The organism is Enterobacter sp. PI-10 (genome assembly GCF_027947695.1).
GTDB lineage: Bacteria > Pseudomonadota > Gammaproteobacteria > Enterobacterales > Enterobacteriaceae > Enterobacter > Enterobacter vonholyi.
Genome location: NZ_JAJNOG010000010.1, coordinates 24,606 through 40,153 on the forward strand (window position 1 = coordinate 24,606; position 15,548 = coordinate 40,153).

Below are 15,548 nucleotides of genomic sequence, written 5' to 3' on the forward strand. Positions count from 1 at the left end.
TCTGGACTATAGTTTTACAGGACAGGTCATCAGGAAAGGGGATAAAAATGACAAGAACAACCAGGGTAATCTCCTGGACAGCAGGGATTTTCTTGTTGTTGATCGTGGTCGTCGCCATCATTATTGCGACGTTTGACTGGAACCGTCTCAAGCCGACCATCAACCAGAAAGTCTCAACCGAACTGAACCGCCCCTTCGCCATACGCGGTGATTTAGGTGTGGTATGGGAGCGTCAGAAAGAGGAGCCAGGCTGGCGAAGCTGGATCCCCTGGCCACACGTCCATGCCGACGACATCATTCTCGGCAACCCGCCGGACATCCCGGACGTCACCATGGTCCACCTGCCGCGCGTGGAGGCCACGCTAGCGCCGTTAGCGCTTCTGACCAAAACCGTTTATCTGCCGTGGATCAAACTTCAGCAGCCTGATGCGCGTCTGATCCGACTCTCAGAAAAAACCAACAACTGGACGTTTAACCTTGCCAGCGATGGCGACAAGGATCCGAATGCCCAGCCTTCTTCCTGGTCATTCCGTCTCGACAATATTCTTTTCGATCGCGGACGGATCGCCATCGACGATAAGGTCAGCAAGGCGGATATGGAGATCCTGGTCGATCCGTTGGGCAAACCGCTGCCGTTTAGCGAGGTCACGGGCACGAAAGCAAAAGGCGACGCGGCAAGCGTAGGTGACTATGTCTTTGGCCTGACGGCAAAAGGACGCTACAACGATCAGCCTCTCAGCGGTAAAGGGAAAATCGGCGGCATGCTGGCGCTACGGAGCGAGGGCACGCCGTTCCCGGTGCAGGCGGACTTCCGTTCCGGTAACACCCGCGTGGCGTTCGTGGGAACGGTTAACGACCCGATGAACATGGGCGGCGTTGACCTTCAGCTTAAATTTGCCGGTGATTCGCTGGGCGAGCTGTATGAACTGACCGGCGTACTGCTGCCGGATACCCCGCCATTCGAAACGGACGGGCATCTGGTCGCCAAAATCGATACCGAAAAATCGTCCGTTTTTGACTACCGGGATTTTAATGGCCGCATTGGCGACAGCGACATCCACGGCACGCTGACCTACACCACCGGAAAACCGCGCCCGAAACTGGAAGGGGATGTTGAATCCCGTCAGCTGCGTCTGGCCGATCTTGGTCCGTTGATTGGCGTGGATTCGGGCAAAGGCACAAAGTCCAAAGAGGTCAAAAAGGACGTTCAGCCTGCGGGTAAAGTATTGCCTTACGATCGTTTCGAAACCGACAAATGGAACGTAATGGATGCGGATGTACGTTTCAAAGGCGGGAAAATTGAACATGGCAGTACGCTGCCGATCAGCAATCTTTCGACCCATATCCTCCTCAAAAACGCCGACCTGCGCCTTCAGCCACTGAAGTTCGGCATGGCGGGTGGGACGATTTCCTCGAACATTCACCTGGAAGGCGATAAGAAGCCGATGCAGGGACGGGCGGAGATCCAGGCGCGTCGATTGAAGCTGAAAGAGCTGATGCCGAACGTAGAGCTGATGCAGAAAACCCTCGGTGAAATGAACGGTGATGCCGACATTCGCGGCGTGGGTAACTCCGTGGCGGGGCTGCTGGGCAGCGGCAACGGAAACCTGAAGCTGCTGATGAACGACGGGCTGGTGAGCCGAAACCTGATGGAGATCCTGGGGCTGAACGTCGGTAACTACGTCGTCGGGCAAATCTTCGGCGATGACGAGGTGCGGGTGAACTGCGCGGCGGCCAATCTGGATCTGGTGAACGGCGTGGCGCGCCCGCAGATTTTTGCCTTCGACACGGAAAACGCGGTGATTAACGTGACCGGTACCGCCAGCATGGCTTCGGAGCAGCTTGATCTGACGATTGACCCGGAGAGTAAGGGGATCCGTATTATCACGCTGCGCTCGCCGCTGTACGTGCGCGGGACCTTCAAAAATCCGCAGGCGGGCGTGAAGCCAGGGCCGCTGATTGCGCGCGGTGCCGTGGCTGCGGCCCTTGCGACGCTGGTTACCCCAGCTGCAGCGCTGCTGGCACTGATTTCGCCGTCAGAGGGCGAGGCGAATCAGTGCCGGACCATTTTGTCGCAGATGAAGAAATAGCTCCCTTTCTCCCTCTCCCTGTGGGAGAGGGCCGGGGTGAGGGCATCAGGCCGCAGTGAATTACAGAGCCTGGTGCTTCGTCTCGTGCGTCAGCAGCAGCGCAATCAGCGTCAGCGCCGCCATGGCCGCAAGATAGACGCCCACATAGAACAGACCATAGTTTGCCTGCAGCCAGGTGGCGATATATGGCGCAACGGACGCACCCAGAATAGACGAGACGTTATAGGAGAACGACGCGCCGGTATAACGTACTTCAGTCGGGAACAGCTCGGGCAGCAGCGCGCCCATCGGGCCGAAGGTCAGCCCCATCAGGCTCAGGCCAATCAGCAGATAGGCCATCACCAGCGCCGGGCTACCTGAACCCAGCAGCGGCGGGAAGACGAACAGGGCAAACAAAACGATCAGCGTGGTGATGGTAATCATGCTTGCACGACGACCGAATTTATCCGCCAGCAGGCCCGCAATCGGAACCATCACGCCAAAGCCGATCACCGCCATCATTAGCATCCACAGCACTTCGTTACGCGGCAGCCCCAGCCCAACCGGCGCGGCGGCGGTACTGAACGTCATGGAATAGACGGTCATGATGTAGAACAGCGTATAGGTGGCGAGCATGATAAACGTGCCCAGCACAGTCACGCGAACGTGTTTGGTCAGAAGCGTACCCAGCGGCACTTTCACCTGCTTGTTCGCCGCGGCCACTTTCGCGAAGACAGGCGTTTCATGCAGAGAAACACGCACATACAGGCCAATCAGCACCAGCACGGCTGAGAAGATAAACGGAATACGCCAGCCCCAACTCATGAACTGTTCATCCGTCAGCAGCCAGGAGAGCAGCAGGAACGTCCCGTTGGCAAAGAAGAAGCCAATCGGAGCGCCAAGCTGTGGGAATGAACCGTACAGCGCGCGCTTGCGCGCCGGGGCGTTCTCGGTGGCCAGCAGCGCCGCGCCGCCCCATTCACCACCCAGCCCCAGACCTTGACCAAAACGCGCCAGCGCCAGCAGGACCGGCGCCAGAATACCAATGGTTTCGTAGGTCGGCAGCAGGCCGATGGCTACGGTGGAGATCCCCATCGTCAGCAGCGAGGCCACCAGCGTGACTTTGCGGCCGATGCGATCGCCAAAGTGTCCAAACAGCGCAGAGCCAATCGGACGCGCAACAAACGCAATCGCAAAGGTCGCCAGAGACTGCAGCGTGGCCGCCGTCGGATCGCCCTGCGGGAAGAAAATGTGCGGGAATACGATGACCGCGGCGGTGGCATAAATATAGAAGTCGAAGAACTCGATGGCGGTGCCAATCAGCGATGCGACAACGACTTTATTGCGCGAATTTACCGGAACGTTTTCCGTTTCTGAGTCGAGTGTGGTGGCGGTTGCTTGCATAATATTTTCTTATTTTTGTCGAACGAAAGGCCATATTACGCACAGCAAAAGCGACATTTCAATCTGTAACAAAGCCGCGACCCGGTGAGAAAAACAGCAAAAAGCGGATAATTTTCAGACCAGCCAAAACACGTCTATGAAATGCTTCACAGATTTTAAATATCAGTCAATTAAACTGGTTTTCGGTTAAATAAAAGTTACGGGCTGGATTTATATGCTGAAATGATGAATCGGGCTGAAATTTCAGCCCGATGGCGCGGCTAGCGGTGCGTTTTGCCGGGCATTCGCGTGTCGCCTTTGTACTCGGCGGTGGCAATCCATGCCGCGCAGAACAGTGTCAGGCGGGCGAAGAAGTAGAAGAAGGCCATCAGTCCCAGCACCGAGCCAAACGCCGCGCCGGAAGGGGATTTAACCAGTGACGGCAGGGTGTAAGTCATCACGATTTTGATCACCTCAAAGCCGATCGCCGCAATCAATGTGCCGCGGAGCAGCGCCTTCTTGCGCGGCCGATGCCGGGGCAAGCGCCAGAAGATCCAGAAGAACAGCAGGTAGTTGGCGAAGATGGAAATAGCCAGCCCAATGCCGCGCCAGGCGGGCTTCAGCCATTCGATGTAATCCAGATAGAGCGCGGAGATGATCATCTGCTGCGCCGAGCCCGCCACGGAGGTAATGGAAAGCGTCACGATGAGCGCGACCAGCAGGCCAATCAGCGAAACAAAGTCGCGGAGATACTTGACCCAGATTTTCTCCTGGTCCTGCGGCTTACGCTCCCAGACGTCGCGCGACTGGGCGCGAATGGCCTCGCGCAGGTTGCCCATCCAGTTAACGCCGGAGTAAAGGGCAATCAGCAAGCCGACGATGCCGACGGTGGTACGCTGCTGAACGGCGGTATTGATAGTGCTTTTGAGCGTACTGGCAAGGGTCGGGTCACTGACGTTATTCAGGATCTTATTGAAGATATCCTGCAGCAGCGTCGGGTGCGACGCGAGGACAAAACCGGCTGCCGCGAACGACACCATCAGGATCGGTATCATAGACAGGAAGGAAAAATAGGTGATAGCGGCACCAAACTGGTTTCCCATGCGGTCATTAAAGCGTTCGGTCGCGCGTATCAGGTGTGCAATCATGGGAAACTGCTGAATTCTCGCGGCGATGCCGGTTACGGTTCCCAGCGCTTTGCTGGCGGTACCTGGCGTTTTGGCCTCTTCGGGCCCGGTTTCCATCTTTTTGACGGGCTCATACTCTAAATGTTGGGTGGGTCGTTGCGGGTTGTTTTCCGGCGTCACGCGCATTTTCCTTTTCGTTGAGCTGGATGTGTTTTTGAATTATAGCTTGCGGCTAGTCCACGTAAGCTTTTGTGAGTTCGGTTAGCCACTCCATGAACAGATGGACCCGGCGGGAGAGGTTGCGCCGGTGGGGATAAATCAGGGAAACAGGCATCGGTTCGGCCCGGTATTGCGGGAGGATCTCAATCAGCTTCTTCGCGCGCAGTAAATCGCGCACCCCAACCCGCGGCACCTGAATAATGCCCAGTCCGGCGAGACAGGCAGCCTGGTATGTTTCCGTGCTGTTGACGGTCAAGACCCCGCCCGTTTTTATCCACTGCGTTGCACTGCCGTTATAAAACTCAAAGCCCTGTGGGCGTGTTCCCAGCGTAGCGGTGTAGTGAATAACGGCGTGCGAGCCTAAATCGTCCAGGGTTTCCGGGTAGCCAAAACGCGCCAGATAGTCCGGGCTGGCGCAGTTAATCACCGACAGCTTGCCCAGTGGACGGGCAATCAGCCCTGAATCCTTCAGCGTGCCGACGCGTACCACGCAATCAAACCCTTCGCGGATCACATCCACCAGACGATCGCTGCTGCTGAGCTCCAGTTCGATGCCCGGATAGTGCTGCAGAAAAGCAGGCAGTTTGGGGATGACTAAATTTCGAGCAATGCCGACGGGCATATCCACGCGGAGCCGGCCGCTGATGCTGGAGGGATCGTGCTGAAACATACCGTCGAGTTCATCAAGGTTTGCCAGCAGATCTTTTGCCCGCTCGTAATAGACCATGCCGTCCTGCGTCAGGCTGACGCGGCGCGTGGTGCGGTGTAATAGCTGGGTGCCAAGCCGGTTTTCCAGGGCCTGAATCTGCCGTGAGACGCTGCCTTTCGGCAGGGTTAATGTTTCGGCCGCGCGGGAAAAACTCTCCAGTTCCGCGACGCGGACGAACAACTGCATTGCGTGAATTTTATCCATAGAGGAAGCTCATTGTTGTTTCTGGTGAAACAGTGAAGCGTTTTAACCCATCTTTATTGATTTTCTATCACCTAATAAGCTCTTTCTCAATCTCCTTAACAGCCAAAACGAGGTTTATGATGAGTGAACGTATCGCATTAGTGACGGGTGGTAGCCGTGGTCTGGGCAAAAACGCTGCGTTAAAGCTGGCGGCAGACGGCACGGGAATTGTCCTGACATACAACCGTAGCCAGCAGGAAGCGCTGGATGTTGTGCATGAAATTCAGCAAAAAGGCGTCAACGCAGCGGCATTAAAGCTCAACGTCGGGGATATCGCGGGATTTGAACATTTTGCCCGACAGCTTCAGGAAACCCTTAGGACCGTCTGGCAGCGCGAAACATTTGACTATTTATTGAACAATGCCGGGACGGGTTTATATGCACCCTATGCCGACACGACGGAAGCCCAGTTTGATGAAGCGTTGAACATTCATTTCAAAGGGCCTTTCTTCCTGACCCAGCGCCTGCTGCCGCTGCTTAACGACGGGGGACGTATCCTCAACGTCTCCAGCGGGCTGGCCCGTTTTACCCAGCCGGGCTCAGGGACCTACGCGGCCATGAAGGGGGCGATGGAAGTGCTGACGCGCTATCAGGCGAAAGAGCTGGGCGCGCGCGGCATTTCCGTCAATATCATTGCGCCTGGCGCGATAGAAACAGACTTTGGCGGCGGACGCGTGCGCGACAACGCGGAGCTGAATCAGTTGCTGGCCTCGCAGACGGCGCTGGGACGGGTGGGTCTACCGGACGATATCGGTGGTGCCATTGCGGCACTGCTCAGCGATAAGCTGGGCTGGATGAATGCGCAACGTATTGAAGTGTCAGGCGGTATGTTCCTGTGATGCCCGGACTTAAGGGGAAGGAACCTCTTAAGGAACCCTTAATATGGATGTGTCTGCACACTGACAGCGATAAAGAACGCAGTCAGCCATAGCCGATAACCCATTTTCATCACGATATTTCTTCTGGGGAAAGACCCTGATGTTTTTTATTAACGCAATGGCCGCAGAAAATATTTTCAGCGCATGACGTTTGATATTCGTTTCCTCTTAATAGCGACCCTGAAGAGGAAACGACGTCCGGAAATATCGGCTAAATTGCTGTTGGTCAGGAATTATTATTCAGGTATTCCTGCTGTAATAAACCAAATAGCCAGTCATTTTGCCAGCGACCCGCAAGATAATAGCTCTCACGTAATTCACCTTCCAGGCGAAAGCGGGCTTTTTCCAGCAGGCGTCTTGAAGCAGCGTTTCCCGCTGTTACGGTGGCGGTGAGTCGCCGTATACCGCCCTGAAGAAAAGCGTAATCGCAAAGCGCCTTCAGGGATTCAAAGCCGTAACCTTTCCCCTGCGCTTCGGGGGCGAAAAGGAAGCCCACTTCGGCGCAGTCCTCCTCCCGATGAATATACCCGGTAACGCCCAGCGGGGTCAGTGAGGCGGTGTCACGTACGACGAGGCAAAGCCAGTGCGCGCTGCCCGGAGCCCATGGCATCAGGCGCGAATCAAACGCTTCGCGTATCGCCGCGACAGGGCGGTCTTCCGCCACAAAGCGCATAACGTCCGGGTGCTGCTGGAGCGCCAGAAAAAAGGGCCAGTCTTGTTCCTGCAGGGGCGAACAGGTAAGGCGAGAGGTAATTAAAACCGGCATTCAGATTCTCCTGAAACATTTTAAATCATTTTAGGGTTGTCACTTTATTTCAACAGAAAGTCAGGTATGGTTAACCGCGTATAAATAAAAAGAATAAAGGGCGTCTCGCGCCCATTCCTGATGTCTTCGTTGTCGCTTAAGGAAAACAATGACTCTCAGCACATCACACCATATTCGCGAACAGTTTGAACACTGTCTGGCGGTCATTCGCCTTGCGTCGGTGGAAATTTTACTCCTTCTGAATGTACATGCTTCTGAGGGCAAAGATCCACGCTGGTTTCTGGAACAACTCGACAGCGCGCGATTAGCTTTGGGCGGCTGGGGAGCCGTTGCGAAAAAACTAAACCTGAATGATGCCGAGATGTCGGAATTTACGCTCCAGCTGCGCCTGCTGCAGCAGCGCGTACCGCAGTATGAAAGCGGACAGGATGTGAGTGAAAACCAGCTTATTGCGGCGATGCGGTTTGTGACCGCGCTGGAACATCTTCGTCTTCAGCAGCCGCTGTTGACCTATAGCACGGAGCTGGCACCGGGCAGCGAACTCCAGCAGCAGCAGGCGCACAAGCAGGTACGCGCAATTGAGCTGATGCTTAAAGGGCTTATCCAGCAGGCCTGGCCCGATCAGGTAAAGCTGAACAACCATCTTAAGACCCTGTTTAACGCTGACCGCGTAAGGCGCTGGCTGAAGCTTGGCGAGATCAACGATGTCCTGAGCGGCATGATGTTCAGCGAGCTGGCGCAGATGCTGGTGGATAAAAAAGAATTCAGCCGCTATTACGCTTCGCTTTTCAGCGACCCGTCCATGCTGACGCTGCTGGTTGAACCACGCAAAACGCTGCAAACCTTTCTCGACGACATTCGGCAAATCCGCAACAGCATCACCGTTCAGAAGACGTTAAGCTCGGCGCAAATTCAGCTGCTGGACAACTACTACGCGCAGATCGCGCGGCCCGTTCAACGCGCGTTTGAAGAGGGTAGAACGCGCGTTAATCCGGCAGGATTCATGGCGGTAGATGCCAGTGAATTGCATACCTTCTGGGAAAAGGCGCAGAAAATGGATCGGGTTACCGGTGGGGATCTGTTTGAAGTCCGTGACACCATTGAAAAGCCGACCCAGCGCGCGCCGCGCACCCCCGAACAACGCGAGCAGCTCATTTCCGGTGCGCTATGGGGGGCGGTTGGCGTTATGGTGATTGCCATTGTGGCAGGGGGCTTCTGGCTGGTGACCAGCAGCAAGCCGCAGCCAGCGGCCGTCAGCGCGGCTGAAGCGGCTCCACCGCAGGAAATGCGTGAGACGCCTTCCTCGCGCGAAACGCTCACGCGCATGGGGGTGACCTGGGACGAGAATAATTTCCGCTCGGCTATTAACCGCAACGATACACGCGTGACCCAGCTCTTTTTGCAGGGCGGTATGGACTGGAAGCTGTCCTGGACTGAAGAGGCGATGTCGGCAGGCCATGACGACGTGCTGGAGCTGATGTTACGCTACCGGCAAAACATGGTGGAAGAGAAGCCGTGTCGCCGCTTCATCAACACGCTCAGCCACGCGATGTCGAACGGCGAGTCTCTGACCTCGGTACGTAAAGAGTATCTTAAAGCGTTCTGCACCGTGCCTGCCGTAGTGAAACGCCAGCAGCACGATCTCGACATGGCCACACGCCGCGCGCAGTCACAGCCGGATGCCACCACCAAAAAATGGCAGTCTATTCAGAGCGCCATTTATGAGGTGATTCGCTAACATTTTCCCCTCACCCCAGCCCTCTCCCCGGAGGGGCGAGGGGGAAAAGACCGCACCCTGCTCAAGGCTCCCCATACAACCCAATCAGCCGCCGCACCACGCCGTTTGTCCAGCCGAAACCGTCCTGCAGCGGATACTCACCCCCGCCACCTTCGCGCGGCGTGCTGCTGGCGATGTGGTACTTCTCAATCAGCTTGTGGTGCGTCTTGTAGAAATGGTTCACCGTATGCAGCCAGCTCCAGGCGATCTCATCCCCCAGCGAGTCGTTGCCGTACTGCTTGAATCCCTGAATCGCCATCCACTGCAGCGGCGCCCAGCCGTTGGGTTTATCCCACTGCTCGCTGGTTTCGTACTCGGTCGCCAGAATTCCGCCCGGGGTCAGCAGACGCGCCTTGACCGCATCCGACAGGCGTTCCGCCTGCTCGTGAGTTGCCATGCCAACGTACAGCGGCACGATGCTGGCGGCAGAAAACAGCGCCAGCTCTTCGCGCCGCCAGTCATAATCTCGGTAACAGCCGCTCTCCTCGTCCCACAGATAGCGGTTCACCGCCGCGCGGCGATCGTTGGCTTTCTGGCGGAATTCCTCTGCCGTCTCTTTATCTCCTTTCGACGCCGAGATGTTGGCAATAGCGCTTTCCAGTTTGAACAGGAAGGCGTTCAGATCGATGGGGATGAACTGCGTCGTGCGGATGCTGGCGAGCCGCGACGGATCGCGCAGCCAGCGGGACGAGTAATCCCAGCCGGACGCCGCACCCGCGCGCAGGTCGCGATACACCTCGTTTGGCGGACGGCCCGAGTGGCGCGCGGTTTCCACGTCCTCAATCCACGATTCGTCGCGCGGGGTATCGCGGTCATCCCAGTAGCGGTTGAGCAGTGAACCGTCCGGCATGCGCACGGCGCTGCGGTATGCCTGATTAAGCAGCAGCGACTCCGCACCGTCCATCCAGAAGGCGTACTCCATTTTGAGGTGATCAAGATAGCGTTTCGCACCTCGCACGCCGTCCTCCTCAAACAGCTCCACCATCAGCGCAAAGACCGGCGGCTGTGAGCGGCTGAGATAATAGGTGCGGTTGCCGTTGGGGATATGCCCGTAGCGTTCAATCAGCCAGGCGAAGTTGTCCGCCATACATTTGAGCAGATCGTTACGGCCGCTCTCCGCCAGCCCCAGCATGGAGAAATAAGAATCCCAGTAGTAGGTCTCGCTGAAGCGCCCGCCGGGGACGATATAGGCCTGCGGCAGCGCCAGCAGGGAAGACCAGGGAATATGATCCTGCGGCTCGCGCGTCAGCACCGGCCACAGGTTATCAATGTGCTCTTTCAGGGAGAGTCCCGGGTCGGAGACATATTCTGTGCCGTACGTTTCCGGCATCCAGAAGTGGTTCTCCACAAACTGGCGCAGGTCGAAATCCCGGTGGCGTCTGACCTTGCGGTAGCGGATAAGGATATCCAGCGGATCCATCTTCGGCGCGCAGTCGGGGAAGGTTTTACTGTCCGCAAACAGCCGCGTCGACTGCACGTGTTCGAACAGTTCAAGGTAGCGGTCTGCGGGCGTCAACGCATCGGAGGCGGGTAGCCCCTCGATCATTTCGGGTTCCGGCTCCGCCTCAATCATTTCATCCAGTTTCAACTCGCAGGGATCGGTCTCGTAGCGCAGCTCTTCTGCAATCTCGAACTCGATGTTCTCGGTAGCCTGTAGTTTCTGGTTGAACATGGTGATAGGGACCTCCGGTTGTATGTTCAAAAGACAGGTTTATCCGGGCGTCTTATAAGCGTAGACATTCGCTTCGGTAGATGGGGAGGGAAATGTGCGGTAGATCACTATTTTCGGAGCATTCGTTTTGCAACGATTTATGAATGTTAAAAAAAATGCCCCTCCGGGGAGGGGCATCAGGATTAACGCATGGTCACAAACTCTTCCGCGGCCGTCGGGTGGATTGCCACAGTATTATCGAAGTCTTTCTTGGTTGCGCCCATCTTCAGCGCCACGGCGAAGCCCTGCAGGATCTCATCCATGCCGAAGCCAATGCCGTGGATACCGACAATCTTCTCTTCCGGGCCGACGCAGACCAGCTTCATTCGGCATGGCTGACGGTGCGAGGTGACGGCGGTATACATTGCGGTGAACGCCGATTTATACACTTTCACCTGGTCGTCGCCGTACTGCTCGCGCGCCTGCGGCTCGGTTAAGCCGACGGTGCCGATTGGCGGATGGCTGAAGACCACGGTCGGGATGTTGCTGTAGTCCAGATGCTCGTCCGGCTTGTTGTTAAACAGGCGCTCGGAGAGACGACGACCCGCCGCAACGGCGACCGGCGTCAGCTCAACCGCACCGGTATTGTCACCGACCGCGTAAATGCCCGGTACGCTGGTGTTCTGGAATTTATCGACGACGATATAGCCTTTTTCGTCGGTTTTCACGCCAGTCACGCCCAGGTTGAAGTTATCGTTCGCCGGTTCACGGCCAATCGCCCAGATCAGGCAATCAACGGTCTGGCTGCGACCATCTTCCAGCTCAAGCGTCAGGCTTCCGTCCGCGTTTTTCACCACCGCTTTTGGTACGGCGTTGGTGTGCAGGGTTGGGCCTTCGGTGTTCATCACTTCAACCAGCGTATCGACAATCAGCGGGTCAAAACTGCGCAGCGGCGCGTGTTTACGTACGAACAGGTGCGCTTCTGCGCCCAGGCCGTTAATCACTCCGGCCAGTTCAACCGCGATGTATCCCGCGCCTACCACGGCAACGCGCTCAGGCAGGGCTGGCAGCTCGAAGAAACCGTCGGAGTCGATGCCGTATTCCACGCCCGGGATGTTCGGATGGCTCGGACGACCGCCGGTGGCGATCAGGATGTGATCGGCGGTGATCGTCTCGCCGTTCACTTCGATCGTTTTCGCGTCAACGAAGCGAGCGAAACCGTGGATAACGTCGACGTTATTTTTCCCCAGCACGTTGTCGTACGAGGTGTGAATGCGATCGATGTACGCGGTACGGCTGGCGATCAGCTTGTCCCAGTCGAAGCGGTTGATGGTGGTGTCAAAGCCGTAGTCCGGGCCATACATATGGATAGCTTCACGGATCTGCGCCGCATGCCACATCACCTTCTTCGGTACACAACCCACGTTCACGCAGGTGCCGCCCAGCGCTTTGGCTTCAATCAGCGCGCACTTCTGGCCGTACATGGCCGCGCGGTTGATGGAGGCGATGCCGCCGCTGCCGCCGCCGATTGCGATGTAGTCATAATGCTTAGTCATAGCTTTTGTCCTTAATCGTGAATTGCCGCGATTGTATACCTGAAATCAATAGTTTCCACCGATGGCTGCGATTACTCCGGCACGATCCAACTGACGGAGGTATGGCCCGTACCGGCTGGCACCAGCGTTTTATGCAGCCACGGCAGCACGTTGTTCATCTGCGCTTCGAGCTTCCACGGCGGGTTGATTACAATCATGCCGGAGGCGGTCATACCGCGCTGATCGCTGTCCGGACGTACCGCCAGCTCGATCTGCAGGATCTTGCGGATGCCGGTCGCTTCCAGGTCTTTGATCATGCGTTTGATCTGCGCGCGCAGCACCACCGGATACCACAGGGCGTATGTCCCGGTGGCGAAGCGCTTGTAGCCTTCGTGGATACCGGTTACCACCGCCTGATAGTCGGTTTTGATTTCGTACGGCGGGTCGATGAGCACCAGGCCGCGACGGGAAACCGGCGGCAGTTTGGCCTTAAGCTGCTGGTAGCCGTCGGCTTTTTCGACGCGGGCGCGGCTGTCTTTCTGGAATTCTGAACGCAGCAGCGGGAAGTCGCTCGGGTGCAGCTCGGTCAACTGGAGGCTGTCCTGCTCGCGCAGCAGCTGGCGGGCAATCAGCGGCGAGCCCGGGTAATAACGCAGCTGGCCGTTGCGGTTGAAGTGGTTCACCACGCCGATGTACGGCTCCAGCTCGGCAGGCAGGTCGTCCTGCTGCCAGATGCGGGCAATCCCTTCCAGATATTCACCGGTACGCTCGGCATGCTCGCCGCTCAGCTGATAACGGCCCGCGCCCGCGTGGGTGTCCAGATAGAGAAACGGCTTCTCTTTCTCTTTGAGCGATTCGATGATCAAGCTCTGAACGGTGTGTTTAAGGACGTCGGCGTGGTTGCCTGCGTGGAAGCTGTGGCGATAACTGAGCATGGGTAATGATATTCCGCTGAATTGACGATTTGCCACAGTTTACAGCAGAACGGCAAAGATTACCCGTAGGCCCGGTAAGCGCAGCACCACCGGGCTCTTTTCGACAACGTCCGGCATTGAAATCCTCTACACTTAACCCCATTCTAGATCCCATATGCACAGCGCCGGATGCGCGCTTCATTCACCTATTTCAACAGGACAGCGTTTATGACCAATCCATTACTGACGCCTTTTTCGTTGCCACCGTTTTCTAAAATCCTCCCCGAGCATGTGGTTCCAGCGGTTACGCAATCGCTGGACAACTGCCGCGCGGCGGTAGAAAGCGTGGTCGCGCAGGGCGGGCCGTACACCTGGGAAAATCTGTGTCAGCCGCTGGCCGAAGTGGACGACGTGCTGGGGCGTATCTTCTCCCCGGTAAGCCACCTGAACTCGGTAAAAAACAGCCCGGAACTGCGCGAAGCCTACGAACAGACCCTGCCGCTGCTCTCTGAATACAGCACCTGGGTCGGCCAGCACGAAGGGCTCTACAAAGCCTACCGCGACCTGCGCGACGGCGATCACTACGCCGAGCTGAACACCGCCCAGAAAAAATCGGTCGATAACGCCCTGCGTGATTTTGAGCTGTCCGGGATTGGCCTGCCAAAAGAGAAGCAGACCCGCTACGGTGAAATCGCCGCGCGCCTGTCCGAGCTGGGCAACCAGTACAGCAACAACGTGCTCGACGCCACCATGGGCTGGACGAAGCTGATTACCGACGAAACGGAGCTGACAGGCATGCCGGAAAGCGCCCTGGCGGCGGCAAAAGCGCAGGCCGAGGCGAAAGAGCAGGACGGTTTCCTGTTAACCCTGGATATCCCGAGCTATCTGCCGGTAATGACCTACTGCGACAACCAGGCCCTGCGCGAAGAGATGTACCGCGCCTACAGCACCCGCGCCTCCGATCAGGGGCCGAATGCCGGTAAGTGGGACAACAGCCCGGTCATGGCGGAAATCCTCGCCCTGCGCCACGAGCTGGCCCAGCTGCTGGGCTTCGAAAACTACGCCGATAAATCCCTCGCCACCAAAATGGCGGAGAACCCGCAGCAGGTGCTCGACTTCCTGACCGATCTGGCGAAACGCGCCCGTCCGCAGGGTGAAAAAGAGCTGGCCCAGCTGCGCGCCTTCGCGAAAGCGGAGTTCGGCGTGGACGAGCTGCAGCCGTGGGACATTGCTTACTACAGCGAAAAACAAAAGCAGCACCTCTACAGCATCAGCGACGAGCAGCTGCGCCCGTACTTCCCGGAAAACAAAGCCGTGAACGGCCTGTTTGAAGTGGTGAAGCGCATCTATGGCATCACCGCCAAAGAGCGTACCGATATCGACGTCTGGCATCCGGACGTGCGCTTCTTCGAACTGTATGACGATAAAAACGAACTGCGCGGCAGCTTCTACCTCGATCTTTACGCGCGTGAGAACAAGCGCGGCGGGGCGTGGATGGACGACTGCGTGGGCCAGATGCGTAAAGCAGACGGTTCTCTGCAGAAGCCGGTCGCCTACCTGACCTGTAACTTCAACCGTCCGGTGAACGGCAAACCTGCGCTCTTTACCCACGATGAAGTGATCACCCTGTTCCACGAGTTCGGTCACGGCCTGCACCATATGTTGACCCGCATCGAAACCGCAGGCGTGGCAGGCATCAGCGGTGTGCCGTGGGATGCGGTCGAGCTGCCGAGCCAGTTTATGGAAAACTGGTGCTGGGAGCCGGACGCGCTGGCGTTTATCTCCGGCCACTACCAGACCGGCGAACCGCTGCCGAAAGAGCTGCTGGACAAAATGCTGGCGGCGAAAAACTACCAGGCGGCGATGTTTATCCTGCGCCAGCTGGAGTTCGGACTGTTCGACTTCCGCCTGCACGCCGAGTTCAGCCCGGAGCAGGGTGCGAAGATTCTTGAGACCCTGGCCGAGATTAAAAAGCAGGTCGCCGTGATCCCTGGGCCAACCTGGGGCCGCTTCCCGCACGCGTTCAGCCACATCTTCGCTGGCGGCTACGCGGCGGGTTACTACAGCTACCTGTGGGCCGACGTGCTGGCGGCGGATGCCTTCTCTCGTTTCGAAGAAGAGGGGATCTTCAACCGCGAAACCGGCCAGTCGTTCCTCGACAATATCCTGACCCGCGGCGGTTCCGAAGAGCCAATGGTGCTGTTCAAACGCTTCCGCGGCCGCGAGCCGCAGCTGGATGCGATGCTTGAGCATTACGGGATCAAAGGCTGATTGTTA

11 protein-coding genes are annotated in these 15,548 nt (G+C 57.3%); 4 read left to right on the forward strand and 7 right to left on the reverse strand.

Translation table 11 applies throughout. The annotated features are described in order from the left end of the window. The first annotated feature begins 47 nt into the window (after positions 1–47). The gene (locus LRM19_RS18240) at positions 48–2,090 is read left to right on the forward strand and encodes an AsmA family protein (protein WP_115876805.1); all 2,043 of its coding nucleotides are present in this window, start codon (positions 48–50) and stop codon (positions 2,088–2,090) included. A gap of 60 nt (positions 2,091–2,150) precedes the next feature. Here the strand turns inward: LRM19_RS18240 and LRM19_RS18245 are convergent, their stop codons facing one another. From LRM19_RS18245 to LRM19_RS18255, 3 genes are all read right to left on the reverse strand, one after another. Further along, the gene (locus LRM19_RS18245; protein ID WP_111963705.1) at positions 2,151–3,473 is read right to left on the reverse strand and encodes an MFS transporter; all 1,323 of its coding nucleotides are present in this window, start codon (positions 3,471–3,473) and stop codon (positions 2,151–2,153) included. Between the two features lie 260 nt (positions 3,474–3,733). Next, positions 3,734–4,759 carry an inner membrane protein YhjD gene (yhjD, locus tag LRM19_RS18250; RefSeq protein ID WP_115876806.1) on the reverse strand — a complete coding sequence of 342 codons (1,026 nt, stop codon included), beginning with the start codon at positions 4,757–4,759 and terminating at the stop codon, positions 3,734–3,736. Between the two features lie 52 nt (positions 4,760–4,811). Next, positions 4,812–5,711 carry a LysR family transcriptional regulator gene (locus LRM19_RS18255; protein ID WP_271369588.1) on the reverse strand — a complete coding sequence of 300 codons (900 nt, stop codon included), beginning with the start codon at positions 5,709–5,711 and terminating at the stop codon, positions 4,812–4,814. A gap of 119 nt (positions 5,712–5,830) precedes the next feature. Here LRM19_RS18255 and LRM19_RS18260 point away from each other — a divergent pair, with 119 nt between their 5' ends. Beyond that, a complete protein-coding gene (locus tag LRM19_RS18260) occupies positions 5,831–6,589 on the forward strand; it encodes an SDR family NAD(P)-dependent oxidoreductase (protein ID WP_271369618.1) in 759 nt (252 codons plus the stop codon). 265 nt (positions 6,590–6,854) lie between these two features. Here LRM19_RS18260 and LRM19_RS18265 read toward each other — a convergent pair whose 3' ends face one another. After that, on the reverse strand, positions 6,855–7,394 hold the full coding sequence (locus LRM19_RS18265) for a GNAT family N-acetyltransferase (protein ID WP_133295297.1): 540 nt from the start codon (positions 7,392–7,394) through the stop codon (positions 6,855–6,857). A 148-nt stretch (positions 7,395–7,542) separates the two neighbouring features. Between LRM19_RS18265 and LRM19_RS18270 the strand changes: the two genes are divergently transcribed. Further along, positions 7,543–9,132, forward strand: coding sequence for an STY4199 family HEPN domain-containing protein (locus LRM19_RS18270; protein WP_111963710.1), 1,590 nt, complete (start codon positions 7,543–7,545; stop codon positions 9,130–9,132). A gap of 61 nt (positions 9,133–9,193) precedes the next feature. Here the strand turns inward: LRM19_RS18270 and LRM19_RS18275 are convergent, their stop codons facing one another. The 3 genes from LRM19_RS18275 to LRM19_RS18285 all read right to left on the reverse strand — a co-directional run bounded on the left by LRM19_RS18275 (position 9,194) and on the right by LRM19_RS18285 (position 13,292). Next, a complete protein-coding gene (locus LRM19_RS18275) occupies positions 9,194–10,843 on the reverse strand; it encodes an alpha,alpha-trehalase (protein ID WP_111963711.1) in 1,650 nt (549 codons plus the stop codon). A gap of 182 nt (positions 10,844–11,025) precedes the next feature. Further along, positions 11,026–12,378, reverse strand: a complete 1,353-nt coding sequence (gene gorA, locus LRM19_RS18280) for a glutathione-disulfide reductase (RefSeq protein WP_133295294.1) — start codon at positions 12,376–12,378, stop codon at positions 11,026–11,028. 71 nt (positions 12,379–12,449) lie between these two features. Beyond that, complete coding sequence (locus tag LRM19_RS18285; protein WP_271369589.1) at positions 12,450–13,292, reverse strand: 23S rRNA (adenine(2030)-N(6))-methyltransferase RlmJ; 843 nt, start codon at positions 13,290–13,292, stop codon at positions 12,450–12,452. 207 nt (positions 13,293–13,499) lie between these two features. Between LRM19_RS18285 and prlC the strand changes: the two genes are divergently transcribed. Then, a complete protein-coding gene (gene prlC, locus LRM19_RS18290; protein ID WP_115876810.1) occupies positions 13,500–15,542 on the forward strand; it encodes an oligopeptidase A in 2,043 nt (680 codons plus the stop codon). Positions 15,543–15,548: the final 6 nt, after the last annotated feature.

Bases quoted from the DNA above. Each gene is read 5' to 3' on its own strand.
- LRM19_RS18265 (WP_133295297.1), bottom strand. From the start codon at position 7,394: ATGCCGGTTTTAATTACCTCTCGCCTTACCTGTTCGCCCCTGCAGGAA.
- LRM19_RS18255 (WP_271369588.1), bottom strand. From the start codon at position 5,711: ATGGATAAAATTCACGCAATGCAGTTGTTCGTCCGCGTCGCGGAACTG.
- LRM19_RS18275 (WP_111963711.1), bottom strand. From the start codon at position 10,843: ATGTTCAACCAGAAACTACAGGCTACCGAGAACATCGAGTTCGAGATT.
- LRM19_RS18260 (WP_271369618.1), top strand. From the start codon at position 5,831: ATGAGTGAACGTATCGCATTAGTGACGGGTGGTAGCCGTGGTCTGGGC.
- prlC (WP_115876810.1), top strand. From the start codon at position 13,500: ATGACCAATCCATTACTGACGCCTTTTTCGTTGCCACCGTTTTCTAAA.
- LRM19_RS18285 (WP_271369589.1), bottom strand. From the start codon at position 13,292: ATGCTCAGTTATCGCCACAGCTTCCACGCAGGCAACCACGCCGACGTC.
- gorA (WP_133295294.1), bottom strand. From the start codon at position 12,378: ATGACTAAGCATTATGACTACATCGCAATCGGCGGCGGCAGCGGCGGC.
- LRM19_RS18245 (WP_111963705.1), bottom strand. From the start codon at position 3,473: ATGCAAGCAACCGCCACCACACTCGACTCAGAAACGGAAAACGTTCCG.
- LRM19_RS18270 (WP_111963710.1), top strand. From the start codon at position 7,543: ATGACTCTCAGCACATCACACCATATTCGCGAACAGTTTGAACACTGT.
- LRM19_RS18240 (WP_115876805.1), top strand. From the start codon at position 48: ATGACAAGAACAACCAGGGTAATCTCCTGGACAGCAGGGATTTTCTTG.